17 protein-coding genes are annotated in these 18033 nt (G+C 50.2%); 7 read left to right on the top strand and 10 right to left on the bottom strand.

Annotation, left to right across the window (positions count from 1 at the left end; genetic code table 11):
- Positions 1-249: 249 nt before the first annotated feature.
- From hrcA to dnaJ, 3 genes are read left to right on the top strand one after another with little or no spacing between them, the layout of a single operon-like run.
- Entirely contained in the window at positions 250-1323 is a 1074-nt protein-coding gene (gene hrcA / locus G9409_RS00085) for a heat-inducible transcriptional repressor HrcA (RefSeq protein WP_166806871.1), read from the top strand.
- A 15-nt stretch (positions 1324-1338) separates the two neighbouring features.
- On the top strand, positions 1339-1932 hold the full coding sequence (locus tag G9409_RS00080) for a nucleotide exchange factor GrpE (RefSeq protein ID WP_166806870.1): 594 nt from the start codon (positions 1339-1341) through the stop codon (positions 1930-1932).
- Positions 1933-1986: 54 nt separating this feature from the next.
- Entirely contained in the window at positions 1987-3186 is a 1200-nt protein-coding gene (gene dnaJ / locus G9409_RS00075; RefSeq protein WP_166806869.1) for a molecular chaperone DnaJ, read from the top strand.
- Between the two features lie 92 nt (positions 3187-3278).
- Here the strand turns inward: dnaJ and G9409_RS00070 are convergent, their stop codons facing one another.
- From G9409_RS00070 to G9409_RS00060, 3 genes are all read right to left on the bottom strand, one after another.
- Positions 3279-3758, bottom strand: coding sequence for a flavodoxin family protein (locus G9409_RS00070; protein WP_166806868.1), 480 nt, complete (start codon positions 3756-3758; stop codon positions 3279-3281).
- A 167-nt stretch (positions 3759-3925) separates the two neighbouring features.
- The gene (gene gap / locus G9409_RS00065; RefSeq protein WP_166806867.1) at positions 3926-4930 is read right to left on the bottom strand and encodes a type I glyceraldehyde-3-phosphate dehydrogenase; all 1005 of its coding nucleotides are present in this window, start codon (positions 4928-4930) and stop codon (positions 3926-3928) included.
- 114 nt (positions 4931-5044) lie between these two features.
- A complete protein-coding gene (locus tag G9409_RS00060; protein WP_166806866.1) occupies positions 5045-6475 on the bottom strand; it encodes a UDP-N-acetylmuramate--L-alanine ligase in 1431 nt (476 codons plus the stop codon).
- A gap of 259 nt (positions 6476-6734) precedes the next feature.
- Between G9409_RS00060 and G9409_RS00055 the strand changes: the two genes are divergently transcribed.
- A complete protein-coding gene (locus G9409_RS00055; RefSeq protein WP_166806865.1) occupies positions 6735-7853 on the top strand; it encodes a DegT/DnrJ/EryC1/StrS family aminotransferase in 1119 nt (372 codons plus the stop codon).
- Between the two features lie 26 nt (positions 7854-7879).
- Here G9409_RS00055 and G9409_RS00050 read toward each other — a convergent pair whose 3' ends face one another.
- The 7 genes from G9409_RS00050 to G9409_RS00020 form a co-directional block, all read right to left on the bottom strand.
- Positions 7880-9220, bottom strand: a complete 1341-nt coding sequence (locus G9409_RS00050) for an MFS transporter (RefSeq protein ID WP_166806864.1) — start codon at positions 9218-9220, stop codon at positions 7880-7882.
- A gap of 11 nt (positions 9221-9231) precedes the next feature.
- A complete protein-coding gene (locus G9409_RS00045) occupies positions 9232-9690 on the bottom strand; it encodes a type II toxin-antitoxin system VapC family toxin (RefSeq protein ID WP_166806863.1) in 459 nt (152 codons plus the stop codon).
- Complete coding sequence (locus tag G9409_RS00040; protein ID WP_166806862.1) at positions 9678-9932, bottom strand: AbrB/MazE/SpoVT family DNA-binding domain-containing protein; 255 nt, start codon at positions 9930-9932, stop codon at positions 9678-9680. The genes G9409_RS00045 and G9409_RS00040 overlap by 13 nt, the downstream gene beginning before the upstream one ends.
- Before the next feature lie 85 nt (positions 9933-10017).
- Complete coding sequence (locus tag G9409_RS00035; protein WP_166806861.1) at positions 10018-10719, bottom strand: ABC transporter ATP-binding protein; 702 nt, start codon at positions 10717-10719, stop codon at positions 10018-10020.
- Positions 10720-10723: 4 nt separating this feature from the next.
- Positions 10724-11977, bottom strand: a complete 1254-nt coding sequence (locus G9409_RS00030) for a glutamate-5-semialdehyde dehydrogenase (RefSeq protein WP_166806860.1) — start codon at positions 11975-11977, stop codon at positions 10724-10726.
- Between the two features lie 12 nt (positions 11978-11989).
- A complete protein-coding gene (gene proB / locus G9409_RS00025) occupies positions 11990-13075 on the bottom strand; it encodes a glutamate 5-kinase (protein ID WP_166806859.1) in 1086 nt (361 codons plus the stop codon).
- A gap of 3 nt (positions 13076-13078) precedes the next feature.
- Positions 13079-13405, bottom strand: coding sequence for a DMT family transporter (locus G9409_RS00020; protein WP_076790723.1), 327 nt, complete (start codon positions 13403-13405; stop codon positions 13079-13081).
- A gap of 339 nt (positions 13406-13744) precedes the next feature.
- Here G9409_RS00020 and G9409_RS00015 point away from each other — a divergent pair, with 339 nt between their 5' ends.
- The 3 genes from G9409_RS00015 (at position 13745) to fmt (ending at position 17643) form a co-directional block, all read left to right on the top strand.
- Positions 13745-15931 (top strand): cation:proton antiporter, encoded by a 2187-nt coding sequence (locus tag G9409_RS00015; RefSeq protein WP_166807422.1) that lies wholly within the window; start codon positions 13745-13747, stop codon positions 15929-15931.
- A gap of 184 nt (positions 15932-16115) precedes the next feature.
- Positions 16116-16676 (top strand): peptide deformylase, encoded by a 561-nt coding sequence (gene def / locus G9409_RS00010; protein ID WP_166806858.1) that lies wholly within the window; start codon positions 16116-16118, stop codon positions 16674-16676.
- A gap of 22 nt (positions 16677-16698) precedes the next feature.
- Entirely contained in the window at positions 16699-17643 is a 945-nt protein-coding gene (fmt, locus tag G9409_RS00005; protein WP_166806857.1) for a methionyl-tRNA formyltransferase, read from the top strand.
- The last annotated feature ends 390 nt before the right edge of the window (positions 17644-18033 follow it).

Below are 18033 nucleotides of genomic sequence, written 5' to 3'. Positions count from 1 at the left end.
TGTTTGTTCTATCCTGCAAGTCGGGACTCTGTCCGCCTTGGGCTCAAACCGCTCACAGCTATACAGAGCGATACCCCTGTTTTTTTTCGATGGGCAGCAAGAGAGTGCGCGTCGCTCCGGGTCGCGTTTTTTTCGTAAAAACGCTTTCACAGCACTATATTGTAACACATTGATGGTAACCCCCGGAACTTCCGGGAGAGGTGAAATGTATATTCCTGAAACAAAAGGGACTGATTATGGTCTACGTTGATGACATCTCGTAATCTTAACGCACGGGAGCGGCAGGTACTCGGCATTATCATTCAATCCTATGTTGTAACCGCAGCCCCGGTAGGTTCGCGCTATATTGCCCGGAACTACAAGCTTGGATTTTCCGATGCGACGATTAGAAACGTCATGGCTGAGCTTGAAGATGCAGGATATATCAGCCAGCCTCATACCTCGGCAGGCAGGATTCCTACCGATCAGGGGTACCGTTATTACGTTGACCTGATTATGACGGTCCAGTCACTTGATGAACAGGAGAAACAACGCATTGACGCCAATATCGGCCAGTTCGGCATTGAGCGCAAGGGCGCCTCGGCCGATGTGCTGCTGTCGGCGGCAAAAGTGCTTGGTTCAATTTCAAGAAACCTGAGTGTTGTCCTCTCTCCGACACTCTCAAACGCGATCTTTGAAAAACTTGACATGGTGCTTCTGAGTTCGACACGAATGATGGTCATTCTCTCCATTCAGTCACTCTTTGTCAAGACCATTGTGATGGAACTTGATCTTGAGGTATCAAGGCAGACGGTTGATGAAGTTGTGGATGTGATCAATGAGCGACTCGCCGGATTGACACTTGCTGAAATTCGTCGAAGTATTGCAAAACGACTTTATGACTGTGATTGTGACGCTGCCCTTAAAAATCTTGTTGTCCGTTCAGCAGGAACACTTTTTGACGAGTCCCCTATTTTTGAGCGGCTCTATATTTCCGGTACAGAGTACATTGTCGATCAGCCCGAGTTCAAGCAGCCGGAAAAGGTACGCGATCTCATTACGATGATTGAGGACAAGTTCAGCATGGCCAAGCTGGTAGAAAACAATGGCCCCTTGGTTGAGGTGATCAGGCCCTCCGGCATCGATATTTCCATCAGTATCGGCAAGGAGAACAGTGAGCGGCAGGCCGAAGAGCTGACCATTGTTTCAACCCCCTATTATATTGGGAATATGGTCGGGAAAATTGGTATTTTCGGGCCTAAACGTATGGATTACGAACACGCTGTACGTGTAATCAACTATATGGCAGACTCTCTGTCAGCAAAGCTGTCGGATGTTAACTAACAAGAAAATATATTTATGACTAAGAACGCAACGAATGAAACCGTGAGTAATAAGGAGAATCAGGAAACTGTTGCACCGGAAGAGGTGACCTCCCCGGAGCAGTCAGCAGACGAAAGTGATCTGCCCGTTGACAGGGTAGCTGAACTTGAAGCCGAGCTTGTTCGTCAGCAGGAGCAGGTTAATAAATTTCGTGACGAGTTGCTTCGCAGAGCGGCGGATTTTGAGAATTTCCGCAAGCAGAAGGAGCGGGAGTCCATGATGGCCTCTTCGCGTGCACTTGAGAATATTATCAGGGAACTGCTTCCGGTGGTCGATGATGTCAAACGTGTTCTTGCTCACGCGCCATCAAATACAGAAGCTGCAAGCGAAGCCGCACCCTATATTGCCGGAGTGGAACTTGTCAGGAAAAGTCTTGATCGCTGGCTCGAACAGAAGGGCGTCAAAGCGATTGAGTCGATAGGCGGGAAGCTTGATGTTAATTTTCATGAAGCGATCTCCCAGATTGATCATCCTGAAGCAGAACCGGATACCATTATTGAAGAGTATCAGACCGGTTATCTTCTGGGTGAAAAGGTTATCAGGCATGCAAAGGTCATTGTTGCCAGATAGCATTTTCCGATTTTTAACAATGAACAAAAGAGAAGCAAATTTGCTGGTGATATTATGAAGAAAGATTATTACGAGGTTCTTGGCGTTGGCCGTTCGGCGACCAAGGACGAAATAAAAAAGGCTTACAGAAAGCTGGCGGTTCAGTTTCATCCTGATAAAAATCCTGATAACAAGGATGCAGAGGAGCACTTCAAGGAGGTCAATGAAGCCTATGAAGCATTGAGCAACGATGACAAGCGGCGCCGTTATGATCAGTTCGGTCATGCAGGTGTCGGCTCTTCAGCGGCTTCAGGCAGCGGCGGGCAGTATGCCGGAGCCAGTGACTTCAGCGATATTTTCAGTGCAGTCAACGATATGTTCGGCGGCGGCAGGTCAAGAGCTGGCGGTGGTGCACCGTTCGGTTTTGAGGAGTTTTTTGGCGGCGGTGGCGGAGCCAGAAAGGGCAGGGCATCTGCCGGCATCCAGGGAACAGACCTGAAAATCCGGTTGAAACTGACGCTTGAAGAGATAGCCAAAGGTGTGGATAAAACACTGAAGATCAAAAAGCAGGTTGCCTGCAAAGAGTGTAACGGCAGCGGCTCCAAATCAGGAGCTACAGAGAGTTGCAAGACCTGCAATGGTACAGGTGAGGTTCGTCAGGCCCAAAAAACCATGTTCGGCCAGTTTGTCAATATTGCGGCATGTCCCACTTGTGGAGGTGAAGGCCGGATTATCAAGGATCGCTGTACTTCCTGTTACGGTGAGGGGATCAAGCTTGGAGAGGTTACGGTCAAGGTTACGGTTCCGGCAGGAGTGCAGGACGGCAACTATCTCACCCTGCGCGGTCAGGGTAATACCGGGCCGAGAGGTGGTGCTGCAGGAGACCTGATTGTGGTGCTTGAGGAGATTCCTCATGAGCTCTTCTCACGCAATGGTGACGATGTGGTCTATACGCTTGCTGTAAGTTTTCCGGATCTTGTACTTGGAACGAAAGTCGACGTCCCCACGCTCGATGGAGCGGTCAAGCTCACCATTCCTCCCTCAACACAGCCGGAGACCATGCTTCGCATACCGGGATATGGTATCGGTCATCTGAGAGGATCGTCACGGGGAGACCAGTATGTGAAGGTCAATGTCTATGTCCCGAAAGATCTCTCCCATCAGGACAAGGAGCTGTTGAAGGAGCTGAAGAAATCACAGGGAATTTCTCCTGACGCCCATAACGACCCTCATGCCAAGAGCTTTTTTGAAAAAGCCCGTGACATCTTTTCATGAGAATAAGCCTGGTTTCCAGACAGAAAAACCCCGTTTCATCGGGGTTTTTCTGTTCAGGGATATTTTATTTCAGCTCCGGAGGAGTATTATTGTTATTTGGTCTCAGCCTTCCGGTAGGCCGCAACCAGCTCCGTGACATAATTTTTGATGATGAGCGGATCGGAAGTCTGATTCGGGGCAAAAATCTTTTCAGCAAGCGTTGTTGTGCCGGCAAGGTTGAGCTTCAACTGGGGGAGATAGAGCAGGTTTGCCATCAGCTCCGGACTGCCGCAGGTAAGAAAGAGCGCGACTTTTTTGCCCTGCAGGAACTTTTTCAGGTTGCTTTGCAGGAGCGCGCCGAGCAGTTCAGAAGAGACCATCAGGTAGTAGATCGGGGCTCCCATGATGATAATGTCAAACTCCTCCACAAAGCTGTAATCCCCCAGACTTTTGCATTTGGCTTTTTCCACGTAGGCACCGGTTGCAGCAAGTTCCCGGCCGATTGCATCGATAAGCAGTTCGGTCGATCCTCCTGAAGTTTTGCTGTCGAACAGGATGAGGGCTTTCATCGGTTTGGAAGCTGTATTGGTCATGGGAAAAAAGAATGGTTGCGGCAAATTGGCGGAACAGATCTAGCTCTAAAATAATATAATCGGATTATCAACTCCAAGAAAGGTTTGCGGTGATGCTGTGGTACTGCAAATAAAAAAGGCGCCCTGATGGAGCGCCTTTTTTATGATATTTTCTCCGAAGCAGGAGTTTATACGTACTGCGAGTAGATTCCGAGAAGATCGGTAACTCTGGTTGAGTAACCAAGCTCGTTGTCATACCAGCCGACAACCTTTACGAAGTTGCCTGCGCTCATGGTCAGGAGCGAATCGAATACGCATGAGTGAGGATTTCCGACGATGTCCTGGGAGACGATCGGGTCGGTGCAATACTCAAGGTATCCCTTCATCGGTCCTTCTGCAGCGGCTTTGATAGCTGCGTTGATCTCATCTTTTGATGCTGCACGGCTCAGAATGGCGGTAACATCGGTGACGGAACCGTCCGGTACCGGAACTCTCATGGCGAAACCGTCAAGACGGCCGATCAGTTCAGGAATAACTTCGCCGATAGCTTTTGCTGCGCCGGTGCTGGTCGGGATGATTGACAACGCTGCTGAACGGGCGCGGCGAAGGTCGGAGTGGGGAAGATCAAGGATGTTCTGGTCGTTGGTGTAGGCATGAACCGTGGTCATGAATCCCTTTTCGATTCCGAAACTGTCCTGCAGAACCTTTACCATCGGAGCAAGGCAGTTGGTGGTGCAGCTTGCGTTAGAAATGATCTCTTCCTTGCCGGTGATGGAGTCGCCATTGACGCCGAGAACGATCGTGGCATCAATTTTGTCTTTTGCCGGAGCCGAGATGATAACTTTTTTTGCGCCTGCGGTAAGGTGCTTTGTAGCGCCTTCACGCGAGGTGAAGATACCTGTTGATTCTACAACCAGATCGCATCCGAGTGCTTTCCATGGAAGAGCTTCAGGGTTACGCTCTGCGGTGATGGTGATAACCCTGCCGTTAACAACAAGATTGGAACCCTCAACTTTGACTTCACCATTGAACTTCTTGTGGGTGGAGTCGTATTTCAGGAGGTGAGCAAGGGTTTTCGGGTCACAGAGATCGTTGATTGCAACAATTTCATATTTCGGGTTATCCATTGCCTGGCGGAAAACCAGACGCCCGATGCGGCCGAATCCGTTAATGCCGACTTTTACTTTTGCCATAATGTCTTTCCGGTCTTGTATTGCGTTAGTGTTAGCTGTCAAAAAAACAGGCAGGGCTGTGCCGGTTTTTATTTAAAAAATATCAGTGAAGATATAATATGAAAATTCAAATATTCAGGAAATTTTTATAAAACTTTCCTTCAACATATTTTTCAGATTGCCGAAATTGCCGTTGCTCAGCACCACAACCACATCATCTTTCCGGATCTGCTGCTTGAGAAAGTGAACGATATTGTCAGGATAGGCGCCGGACTCTTCTCCGGAAAGAAAAACGCTTTTACCCTGCTTCTGAAGCTCTTCCCGCAACAGGGAGGTGTTGAGGCACTCTTCATGTTTATAGCGGTCAGGACGGTGAACTTTTCCCATCACGACAATGGATGCAGGGCCGAAACACTCCGAGAGCTCCTGCTGAAAAATATTCCGGGTGGTTGTGTTGGACCGGGGCTCAAAACAGGTCACAACCCTCCGGCCCGAGTAGAGCTCTGCGATAGCTTCCAGCGTTACCCGTATTGCTGTTGGATGATGGGCAAAATCTTCGATGAGGGTTATATTTCCGGGGTATGTGCCGATGATCTCCATTCGCCGTTTCGGCCTCAGAAAAAGGGGCATGGCTTTTGCAATCGCTTCAATAGGGAGGCCCGCAGTTACAGCCGCAGCGGTTGCGGCAAGGGCATTCATAATGTTGTAGTTGCCGAAGAGCGGAACCGTGATTGATCCCTGGAGCTCTCCTTTGTAAAAGAGATCAAAGGTAGAGGTTTCATGCGCTACCGATATGTTGCGGGCGCTCCATTCTGCATCTGTTTTCAGACCGAACCGTTCAACCCGGCAGAATGCCTTTGAAGCGATCTCCATGGCTGTCGGGTCATCGCTGTTGACGATCAGGGTGCCGTTACGGGGAATCAGATTGACAAAGAGCCTGAAGCTGCGCTTGATATCCTCCAGCGAACTGAAAATATCGGCATGATCAAATTCAATGTTGTTGATAATGGCGATATCGGGTCGATAGAGCAGGAATTTGCTTCGCTTGTCGAAAAAGGCTGTATCATACTCATCTCCTTCGCTGACAAAAAAACCCGCTTCAATTCTGCCGGAAGGCCTGCACCCCATGGAGAAGTTTTCCGGAATTCCGCCGACAAGAAAACCCGGTTTAAGGCCGCCGTGCTCAAGAAGCCAGGCGACGAGTGAGGTAGTGGTTGTTTTTCCATGTGTCCCGGCCACCACTATCGAGGTGTTTTTTTCGATCAGATGCTGGCGTACCAGATCCGGCATGGAGATCAGTTCAAGATGATGATCAAGGGCATATTCGAGTTCCAGGTTGCCACGGCTTATCGCATTGCCGACAACAACAAAATCGGGCAGGGCATGCAGCAGATTCTTTTCAGCAAATCCATTGAAGTAGGGGATATTATGCTCTTCAAGATAGGTGCTCATGGGCGGATAGAGCTGTGTATCCGAGCCGGTTACGGCGTGACCCGCATGGGAGAGTGCAACGGCCACCGAAGCCATTGCCGTACCGCCTATGCCGAGAAAGTAGAAGGAGCTCATCCAGGGAAGATTGTCTTCATATTACTGTGCGACACGAAGTCAACGCGTCTGTTACGCTATATACATAAAAATCCTATGGAGCACAAAACTCAGTTTCAATCTGATCGTGTCACCATCTATCGGAAATGGCAGGGCGGGAAGGATTGTGCTTCACCTCCCGGACCGGTCGGGCGAAATGTTGTCAGCGCTTGAAAGAATGAAATGAAGCTGTATTTTGACTTACAGTTTCAATTGATCATTGATTTTACCCCCCATTACCATGCAATTTATCGATCTGCTTTCACAGAAAGACCGGATTCGCACACCGCTTCTTCAGCGCCTTGAGCGCATTGTGGATAGTTGCCAGTTTATCATGGGGCCGGAAGTGACCGAGCTTGAGTCACGTCTGGCCGCTTATGTCGGTTCACGTCACTGTGTCTCCTGCTCCTCAGGTACCGATGCCCTGCTCATGCCTCTTCTTGCAAAAGGGATCGGACCGGGGGATGCCGTGCTGACCACGCCGTTTACCTTTTTTGCTACTGCTGAAGTGATCAGTCTTGTCGGTGCGACGCCGGTGTTTGTTGATGTTTGTCCTGACACCTTTAATATCAACCCCGAGCTTGTCTGCAGGGGTGTCGAGGAGGCTCTCGCAAAAGGGTTGAAGCCAAAGGCACTTATTCCCATCGATCTTTTCGGGCTGCCGGCTTATTATGAGCGTATCGAGGCGGTCGCCGCCTCGTTCAATCTCTGGATCCTTGAGGATGCCGCACAGGGTTTTGGCGGCAGTTTCAGAGGGCGCAAGGCCGGCAGTTTCGGTCTTGTCGGGGCGACATCGTTTTTCCCTGCCAAACCGCTCGGGTGCTATGGTGATGGAGGCGCAATTTTTACTGATGATGATGAGCTTGACCTTCTGCTGCGTTCGGTCAGGATTCACGGCAGCGGTGTTGACAAATACAATAATGAGCGGATCGGTATCAACGGCAGGCTTGACTCTTTCCAGGCTGCGGTGCTGCTTGAAAAACTCGCCATATTTGATGACGAACTTGATGCCCGCCAGCGTGTTGCTGATTCCTACAGCAGGAGGCTTGAGGGGAGAGTCACGGTACCCCGGATTCCTGAAGGATACCGGTCGGCATGGGCGCAATACTCCTTACTTGCCGCTTCATCTTCAGAGCGCGATCAGCTCATGCAGGCCTTGCAGAAAGAGGGGATACCGACAATGATCTACTACAAGATTCCGCTGCATCTCCAGAAAGCCTATGCTTCGCTCAACTATAAAACGGGGGATTTCCCGGTTTCAGAGGATATGAGTTCAAGAGTCTTTTCGCTTCCGATGCATCCCTACCTGAAGGATGAGGAGGTAGAGAGGATATGCGAGGTTCTGCTCGCCTGTCAATAGCTCACAGTACTATTAGATTTATCTTTTCAGTCGAGATGACTTTTTGGGGGAGAATCGTGCTCCTCCCTGCTGTAACCTCTGCCCGGAAATTTGATCCGGACATAGAGCGCTGCAAGCATGACAACCGTATTGATGGCGCCGACAACAATAAACGGCGCCTTCGGGCTCATGGAGTCAAAAAGCCGTCCTCCGACGGTTGTGATGACCAGAATTCCTGCCGCACCGCAGATATTGAACATCCCTATTACCGATCCCCGCTCTGCTTTTGGCGCCTCCTGACCGATAAGCGACTGCGCTCCGAGAAACGAGCTGATCTGGCCGATGCCGAGCAGAACAAAAAAGATGATTGAGCCCGGCTCATGCGGATTGCCGATAAGGCCGAGCGAAAGATAGCCGATGCTTGCCAGCCCCATGCAGACAATCAGTGCCGTTACCCGGTTCCACCGGTCGATCAGCGGACCGATGACCGGCGCCCAGAGCAGTGCTGCTCCTTGAGAGATAATAAAGATCATCATTCCTTTCTTGACCGCTTCAGCAGGCTCCATGCCCATGGCGATTCCCGCTGTTGTTCCCCAGAGCGGCAGAAAGGTCCCGATAATGGATTGATCCCCACGGGCTACAAACGCTGCGCCATAGGAGAGCAGGATTCTCGGGTTTTTGGCGCAACTGATACCGCTTGAGATCAGGTTGCGCAGAGGCGGACGCTCCTCCTTGCGGACTTCAGTGCCCCCTTTAAGGCCGAATCCGACAACGACAGCGGAAATCAGGGCAACTCCGGCGATGGCGAAGTGGGTGTAGAGCCCGGCATCACTGCCGCTGAACCCTTTGGCAACCAGCCGATGCGGCAGGCCGCCGAAAAACGAGTTCAGTGCAACAATTCCAAGGCCGTTGAGAAATCCGGTGATGGCAATAAGTTTTCCCCTTGAACGCTCGGCAGGGTAGTCGATCATCACCGTGGAGAGCGCTCCGGTAAGGGCAACAATACCAAGCGCATAGATCATCCGGTAGATGGTCAGCTCTTCAATAGATCGGGAGAGAGGGTAGAGCGCATAAGCCAGTGCAACAATGACAAATCCTGCACTGTAGACCGGTTTGCGACCGATACGATCCATCAGAACCCCGGCTGGCACAAAAAAGAGCAGGGTGACGATCTCCGTCCAGAAAACAAGGTTGCCACTGATGGTTCCCTGCCGGGAGGTGGGGATTTTCAGGTGTTCATTGAGGATATAGGCCTGCCCGATTGAAACAAAGGTAACCAGTCCGATAGAGAAAAAAGCTGCGAAGAGATAGGTCCAGGCATGATGGGGGAGAACCGAGGGTGCAAGGGTAACCGGCCCGAGTTTATGGATCGAAGGTCGTTCGTTCATAGATCAGCAGTTTATTTGGCCAGCAATGCGGAAAGATGGATTACCTCAATGAGGTTGTTTGATTTGATGCCGCTGTCGTTGGTAATGATAAATTTACACCCTGCTATAATTGCTGTTGCGTAGTGCAAAGCATCTATAAATTTTTGGTTGTACCTGGCTCGCAATTGTGCAGCAAGATCAAATGCTTCAGCATTGTGGGAATATACAGAGAGAAAATTTTCTGATCTGAAAAACGATTTTATGCTTGCAACCAGTTGGAAGTTACCTGACTGGTAAGGCTTTACAAGTATCTCTGCAATCACAGCATCTCCTGTACAGCCAATTATTGATCCAGATGCAACAGCCTCAATAATTGGCTGCACAAATGGGAAGTAATCGGGGTTCCGGTCCAGAAAGTAGATAAAAATATTGTTGTCCAGATAGACCTGCTGACCCTGTAACAGGTCGAGCGTTTCCTTTAGCGCTCCCATGATCCACGGTTTTTCCCAAGCTCAATCTCAATTTCCGATGTGGTCTTACCCCATAACCCTCTTGCGATGCCGGCATAAGCCAGCGGAGAGTCCTTCCTCTTGGTTCTTGCGACGGGTATGAGGGTAATAACACCGTTTTTGAATGTGACATCAAGCATGTCATCCGGCTTGATGTCAGCCGATTCAGCAATACGCGAGGGTATCGTGATCTGGTGTTTGTTTCTTACTCGGACTTGTGCCATGATTGCTTTGCTATCGTTAGTGCGAAAGTACGACTTCATGTTAGCAATCTAACTGCTGAAAAACAAATAGAGAGACTTCGGTATTTTACAGTACTTTTTCAATGCCCGCATGCAGCAATCCGTCCTGCATGTGGAGGCAGCGGTCGGAGAGGGCGGCATACTCCTCATTGTGGGTGACAATGATAAAAGAGGTTTTGCGTTCCTTGCTCAGTTTTGCCATCAGCTCATAGAGCATGCGGCTGTTTTTGCTGTCGAGGTTGCCGCTCGGTTCATCGGCAAGCACAAGTTTTGGCCGGTTCATCAGGGCACGGGCAATGGCAACCCGCTGCTGTTCTCCTCCGGAGAGCTCCGAAGGCAGATGGTCGAGCCGTTCAGAGAGTCCGAGGCTTGCAAGCAGCTCGGCGGCACGCTTTTTTGCCGGAGGGAGTTTGCCTGTTGCAATGAACTCCGGCATGGCCACATTTTCAATGGCCGTGAAGTCACTCAGGAGGTGGTGGAACTGGAAGACAAACCCGATCTTCCGGTTCCGGAACTTGGCCAGTGCTTTTGGCGAGAGGGTGTATTTTTTATCCATGAAGAGCTGCTCGCCGTCAAAGAGGATCTCTCCGCTGTCGGGTGTGTCGAGAGTGCCGAGCACATTGAGCAGTGTTGTTTTGCCGCTTCCTGATGCCCCCACAATGGTCACCATCTCTCCTTCACCGATGTTGAGATCGATTCCCCTGAGGATCGGAATTGCCTGCTGACCCGGAAGGGTATAGGTCTTGGTGATGTTTCTGGCTTCAAGCATTACACTATGGTCTGGTTTGTCCGACACCCTCGATGATCCATTTGTAGGTAGTGAGCTCTCTGAGGGCCATCGGGCCTCTGGCATGCAGCTTCTGGGTGCTGATGCCGATCTCCGCTCCAAGGCCGAACTGCGCACCGTCGGTGAACGCGGTTGAGGTGTTTGCATAGACAACGGCAGCATCAACCCTTTTCAGGAATGTGGCTTTTGCTGACGGATCGTCCGTTATGATCGCCTCACTGTGCCGGGAGCTGTATCGGGCAATATGATCCAGAGCCTCTTCAAGAGAGGAGACGGTTTTGACCGACATCCTGAGCGACAGGAACTCGGTGCCGAAGTGTTCCGGTTCGGCCCTTTTCAGCAGCGCTTCAGGATAGAACCCCTGGAGTTTACTGTAGGCCGGTTCATCGGCAAACAGCACCACCTGCTTCTCCTGCAGGGGCTCCACGAGGGCAGCAAGGTCATTGAGGCGGTCGCAGTGCATTACGAGCGTATCAAGAGCGTTGCATACACTTGGACGGCGGGTTTTGGCGTTGAATATGACCTTTTTACCAAGCTCAAGGTTACCGCTCTTATCGAAGTAGGTGTGCACAATTCCGGCACCGGTTTCGATAACCGGAACCTTTGCGTTGTTGCGGACAAAATCGATCAGTTTCTGGCTGCCCCGGGGAATGATCATGTCGATATAGCCGACCGCATTGAGCATCACGGCTGCGGCTTCACGTTCGGCAGGAAGCAGATAGAGCACATCGGGATTGATATTGTGCTCTCTGAGGACCGAGTGGATCAGCTCAACAATGGCCAGATTTGAATGCAATGCGTCGCTGCCGCCTTTCAGCACGGTTGCATTGCCGGATTTCAGGCAGAGCGCAAAAACATCGAAGGTGACGTTCGGGCGTGCTTCATAGATGATACCGATTACGCCCATGGGCACGGTTACTTTTTTCAGTCCAAGGCTGTTAGGCAGTTCCCGCTCTTCAAGCACCAGATCAAGCGGAGAGGGGAGCGAGGCAACATTGCCGATATCCCCGGCAATGCCCTCAAGACGCGCTGCGTTCAACAGAAGGCGGTCATACATGGGATCAAGAGGATCCATCCGCTCAAGGTCTTTCCTGTTTGCAAGGAGCAGTGCATCGCTGTGCAGGGGGATTTTCTGTGCAAGATCAGAGAGCACGCTGTTGATGCTTGCATCGCTGAGGGTGATGATCTCTCTGCTTGCCTGCTGAACCAAAGCAAGCTGTCGAATGATGGTTTCCTGCATGTTTTGCGGATTTCAGGATATTATGTAAAGATAATCGTAGTGAATTAATGGTTTCTGGCCATTCCTGCCCATCACCTGGAGTGCTTTTTCGGAGCTGTATTGTGCCATTCCGTAACCGATCGCGGCTCCATCCGTTGAGCAGACTTTGATAATATCGCCCTTGAGAAAGCGCCCCTCAACGGATTCAATACCGACAGGGAGCAGGCTGTTGGCCCGGTCATCACCCACAAGCGCAGCTTCCGCCCCCTTGTTGATGGTAACCGCCCCTTTTTCAAGCCCTTCACTGTTTGCAATCCACCGTTTCGGCCCATGGGTTGGTTTTTGCGCGAGAAATTTGGTGCCTGTTTTTTTTCCGTTGAGAATCGAGAGCAGAATACCCGGAGTCCGTCCGTTGGCAATATGGACGGTTATGCCGAGCCGGGAGAGTTTTTGCGCTATGTGGCATTTGGTCAGCATTCCTCCCCGTCCGAACTCCGATTTCCCCGGATTGATATACTGATGAAAGTGTTTTGTCGAAGGGTCGATTTCGCTTATGATGGCTCCATTGCCTGTTTTAAGGTCGAAAAGCCCGTCCACATGCGAGAGAATAATGTACCCCTCAACATCCATCATGGATGCAATGAGGCCGGATAGCTCATCGTTATCGGTAAACATCAGTTCGGTGACCGAGACGGCATCATTTTCGTTAACAACAGGGATGATATTCTGCTGCAGAAGGGATGAAAAGCAGGTCTGCATATTGAGATAGTGCTGACGGTCACGGAAATCTCCCTTGGTGACCAGTATCTGTGCCGTGACAAGCCCGTGCTGCAAAAAGAGATCGTTGTAGGTGCTGATCAGCTTTATCTGACCTGTTGACGCAAGTACCTGCCGTGCCGCAACTGGAGCAAGCGTTCCGGAGAGCTTTACCACCGAGCGACCTGCCCCGACGGCACCGGATGAAACCAGAATAACCTGGATTCCCTGTTTTTGAAGCTCGGCTATTTGTGACGTGAGGCTGTCGAGAATCTCAAGGTCAAGCTCTCCGTTTTTACCGGTAATGACGTTGGTGCCGACTTTTACGACAATCTTTCTGTAGATCGGATGTTGATGCTTCATCTGTTAGTGAACATGTTCCTGACTGAAATGCAACCCTGCTACGCCGATAATAATGAAAAGCAGGGAGAAGAGCTTGACGGCATTGATTCCTTCGCCGAACCAGATAACACCGATAAGGGTAATGATTGCTGTACCGACCGCAGACCAGATGGCGTAGGTCAGACCGACAGGAAGTACCTTGAGTGCCAGCGAAAGAAAGGTAAAGCTCAATGCGTAGAAAATAAAGATAAAAAGTGATGGCACAAGTTTGCTGAACCCAAAGGAAAACTTCATGCAGGTTGTGCCGGATACTTCAAACAGGATTGCAATGATAAGGTAGATCCAGTGCATTGTTGTGCAGTCAAAATGTTTGATGGAACTCCATCTCTGGTTGTGCAGGTAATATAATCACTGCTTTTACAGTGCAATAGCGCTATCGGGAATTCCTCTGGCGGTACAGGCTTGTTTGATGGTTTGTGTTCAACTGAAAAGATATGCATATTTGCTTCCGGACAGGGTTTTGCCGTTAAGAAAACAGGCAGGCATCAGTGATGGTGATCTTTTTCCTGTTATCAGCAGGACATTACCCTCAACTCACTGCCGGCATGCCTTTTTTTATTTCGTTGAAAGCATGGCCAGTCCGGTAGACAGTACCGGCAGGACAAGTGAATAACTTCTGGATTGTACATGATGCTGCTCCTGAGCCTGATTGATATATCTCTGCCTTTAAAAAATCCGGTATTACAGTTTTCACTGATACTGTTTATCATTCTTTTTACCCCGCTTCTTCTCAACCGTCTGAAAATCCCGAGTCTGGTAAGTCTTATCCTTGCCGGTGCTCTTGTCGGGCCGCATGGACTCAATCTGATGCTCCGTGACAGCAGCATTATTCTTTTCGGGACGGTTGGTCTGCTCTATATCATGTTTCTTGCCGGGCTGGAGATAGATGTTGCCGATTTTCGTAAAAACAGCGGCAACAGCATCATGTTCGGCCTCTACACCTTTTTCATCTCCATTGTTCTCGGTATTGTCGTCGGGATCTATATTCTTGATTTTTCACTCCTCTCCTCAATCCTTATCGGCAGTATCTTCGCCTCCCATACGCTGATTGTCTACCCGATTGTCAGCAAGCTTGGTATCGCAAAGAATACGGCGGTCAATATTTCCATCGGTGGTACCATTATTACCGACACTCTTGCCCTGCTTGTTCTTGCGGTTGTTGCCGGGATGAGCTCCGGCGTTCTGACAACCCTCTTCTGGATCAGGCTTCTGATTTCCATCACGGTGTTTGGTCTTGTTGTTCTGCTTCTTTTTCCGGTCATTGGCCGATGGTTTTTCAAGCGTTTTGATGACAGTGTGCTGCAGTATCTCTTTGTACTGGCCATGGTGTTTCTCGGTGGGTTTCTTGCCGAGGCAGCCGGTGTTGATGCAATTATCGGTGCCTTTCTCAGCGGACTTGCACTCAACCGTCTGATTTCGCATACATCGCCGCTCATGAACCGGATCAAGTTTGTCGGAAACGCCATCTTTATTCCGTTTTTTCTGATCGGGGTCGGTATGCTTATCAATATCCAGGCCTTCTTCAAGGATTATGAGACCATTAAAGTTGCTGCAGTTATTACCATAGCCGCTACGGTGGCCAAATATCTCTCGGCATGGATCACCCAGAAGCTTTTCGGCTTCTCGGTTGATCAGCGAAGGCTGATTTTCGGCCTTATAAGCGCCCATGCCGCGGTTGCTCTTGCAACGGTTTTGATCGGCTACAACATCATTACCGGCTACACCCTTGAGGGTAATCCCGTCAGACTGCTTGATGAAAGTGTATTGAACGGCACCATTCTCTTTATTCTCGTCACCTGTACACTTGCTACGGTTATCGGCCAGAAAGGGGCCCAGAATATCGCGCTTGCCGAAGCAGACGAAGAGATTGCCGAAACAGGAGTTCTGACCGCTGAAGAACGGATACTTATTCCGATGAACGACCTCACTACGGTTGATGAGCTGGTCAACCTCGGTATAATCGTCAAATCGGCAAAAAATCGTCAGGGTATGTATGCCCTGCATGTTGCCGATAACACCATGAGTGATGAGGCGGCGGCAAAGAGTGCCGGTAAAATTCTTGAAAAAGCAGCGGTTGCAGCCTCTTCAACCGATAATGAGCTGATTCCCCTGATCCGCTATGACAGTGATCTGGTAAACGGCATCGCCGGAGTGATCAGGGAGCAGAAAATCACCGACCTGATAATGGGTCTGCACTACAAGAGCATTCTTACTGACAGTATTCTGGGCAGTGCATCGGAAAGCATTCTTGGCCGGTGTAATGTCACAACCTTTATCTACAAATCTGTTCAGCCACTTGCAACAATCAGGCGCACGGTAGTGGTTATTCCTGCCGATGCTGAACATGAAATCGGCTTTGAGCACTGTCTGCAGAAGCTGATCATCATACAGAAAAACATCGGAAGCCGACTGGTGATATACGCAGCAAAGCAAACTCTTGCTTTTCTGAAAGAGCGCTATTCGGCAGCTATTTCCGATGCCGAGTACAAGGTTTTCAGTGATTGGAATGATTTTCTCGTGATTTCCAGGGAGATAAAAAATGATGACAATCTCATCGTTGTGATGAGCCGGAAAAATCATCTCTCCTATCACAGCAAAATGGCCAAAATTCCGGTCTATCTTAACCGGTACTTCCGGAAAAACAGCTTTATCCTGATCTATCCTGTACAGAGCGGCAGCATTGACGATACCGGTTCAGAGAGTGCGGTTGAGTCGGTCAAAAATACGCTCGGCCGGTTTCAGGGTTTTAAACAGGTTTTTGACAGGGTTGGCGCGGCCTATAAAAGAAAGAGATCGGATTCCTCCAATGGCGGGTAACCGGCTCTCTCCTTCCGGAAGATGCAGCGGATAGTGGCCAGCAAGGAATGAAATCTGACAGATATTCCTTATTTTATCACCCTTGTTTCAGCTCTCGATCCTTGTCACTTCGGCAACTTTATGCGGTCGGTCAAGGTTTTTTTCAATATTGCAGATTGTACCCTGAAAAAAAGCAGTAAAGCGTATGATTTTACCGATCAACATCTATAGTGATGATATTCTTCGACAGAAAGCAAAGCCTCTCAAAGGCATTGACCGCACCATTGAGGAGCTTATTGCCTCCATGTTCGAGTCGATGCGCAACGCCGAAGGGATAGGGCTTGCGGCCCCTCAGGTTGGCCATTCGGTTCGGCTTCTTGTGCTGGATCTCTCCTGCATTGACAACTATGCCAATGAAAAGCCGATGGTGGTCATCAATCCGCATATTCTCGCTGTCAGCGGTTGCAATGTTATGGAAGAGGGGTGCCTGAGTATTCCCGGTGTTAACGGGGATGTGGAGCGTCCGGCCGTCATCTCGCTTAAATACCGTGATGAGCATTTCCTGGAGCGGACCCGTGAGTTCTCCGGTATGCTGGCCAGAGCGTTGCAGCATGAAATTGATCATCTTGACGGGACGCTCTTTGTTGACCGGATGGAAAAGCGCAGCCGGAAAAAGATACAGAAAGAGCTGACGGATATTGCCTCGGGTATTATCGACGCGGAGTATCCTGTTGTCTCTCCAGCCAATGTTGCAACTCAGGGTTGAGTCTAATTGATATTGAATTGTTATGAGAATTGTTTTTATGGGAACACCCGAATTTGCCGTTCCCTCCCTGCAGGCAATAGCTGAATTGAAGAGTGAATTTGAACCGGTTCTGGTGGTCACCGGTTCGGACAAGCCCAGAAGAAAAAAAAATGCCGAAGCGGAACCCTGCCCTGTAAAACAGGCAGCGCTTGCGCTTGGGTTGCCGGTTTACGAAACCGATGATGTTTCCAGTCCGGAGTTTGCTGCAACGGTTGCCGCCTGCCGGGCGGACGCCATTGTTGTGGCTGCTTTCCGCATTCTGCCGCCAGCGGTTTATGAACAGGCCCGACTTGGCGCATTTAATCTGCACGCATCGATTCTTCCCGCCTACAGGGGAGCCGCCCCGATCAACTGGGCCATTATGCGTGGTGAAAAGGAGACCGGAGTGACAACATTTTTTCTCCAGAAGAGTGTTGATACCGGAAACATTATTCTCACCGCAAAAACTCCCGTTGCACCTGAAGAAAACGCTACCGATCTTGCCCGACGCCTCTCGGTAATCGGAGCCGGAGTTGTTGTCGAAACCCTCCGCTTGATGGCTTCCGGCTCGGTTCCGGTTTCCGGTCAGGATGATTCCCTTGCGTCACGTGCGCCCAAACTCACCCGCGACAACACCCGGATTAACTGGTCGCAGCCGGCAGCGGAGCTCCATAACTTTATCAGGGCTCTTGCCCTCAGGCCCTCGGCATGGACCACGTTTGAGGGTAAAACCATGAAGATCTTCAAGGCATCAGTGGCAGCATCCGAAATTGCATCTTCATCCGAACAACCCGGAACCATTCTTGTCAAGGATGGCCACCTCTTTGCCAAAGGCTCTGACGGCTGGATTGAACTGCTCTCCCTGCAACTCGAAGGCCGCAAACCGATGGAGGCCACCGAATTCCTCCGCGGCTTCCGCCACGACCGGGATACGATCTGTTTTGTGTAAGGGCGGGGTCACCAAGCCCCCAACATTCCTGAAAAATTTTATAGGTTGCGGCGATCCACCCCCTTTTTTTGTCGCCCCTTACCCTTTCATTTGTCATTCCGAACGCAGAGAGGAATCCGGTCTTTCCTTCTTGTTTACTTACCTCTGTCACTTACGTCCGTGTGCCGCAGATAAGCGGCGCGAGAGATGAGGGTAGGCCCCTCGCAATCGGCTTGCAGGAGCAGATTGCAAACCACTGTAAGCGGCTGTAGTCAAAAGCTATGGTCGTGAGCGTTACAGAAAAGGCATCAAAAGATGTCAGATGTGAACCAAGGAAGACGAACACAAGTGAACCACCGTTCAATCGTCGTAAGTGATATGATGACATCAAAACTGAGGCTGGACGTAACT

The organism is Candidatus Chlorobium masyuteum (assembly GCF_011601315.1).
Taxonomy (GTDB): Bacteria; Bacteroidota; Chlorobiia; order Chlorobiales; family Chlorobiaceae; genus Chlorobium; species Chlorobium masyuteum.
This window is presented reverse-complemented; position numbering and strand designations above follow the sequence as displayed.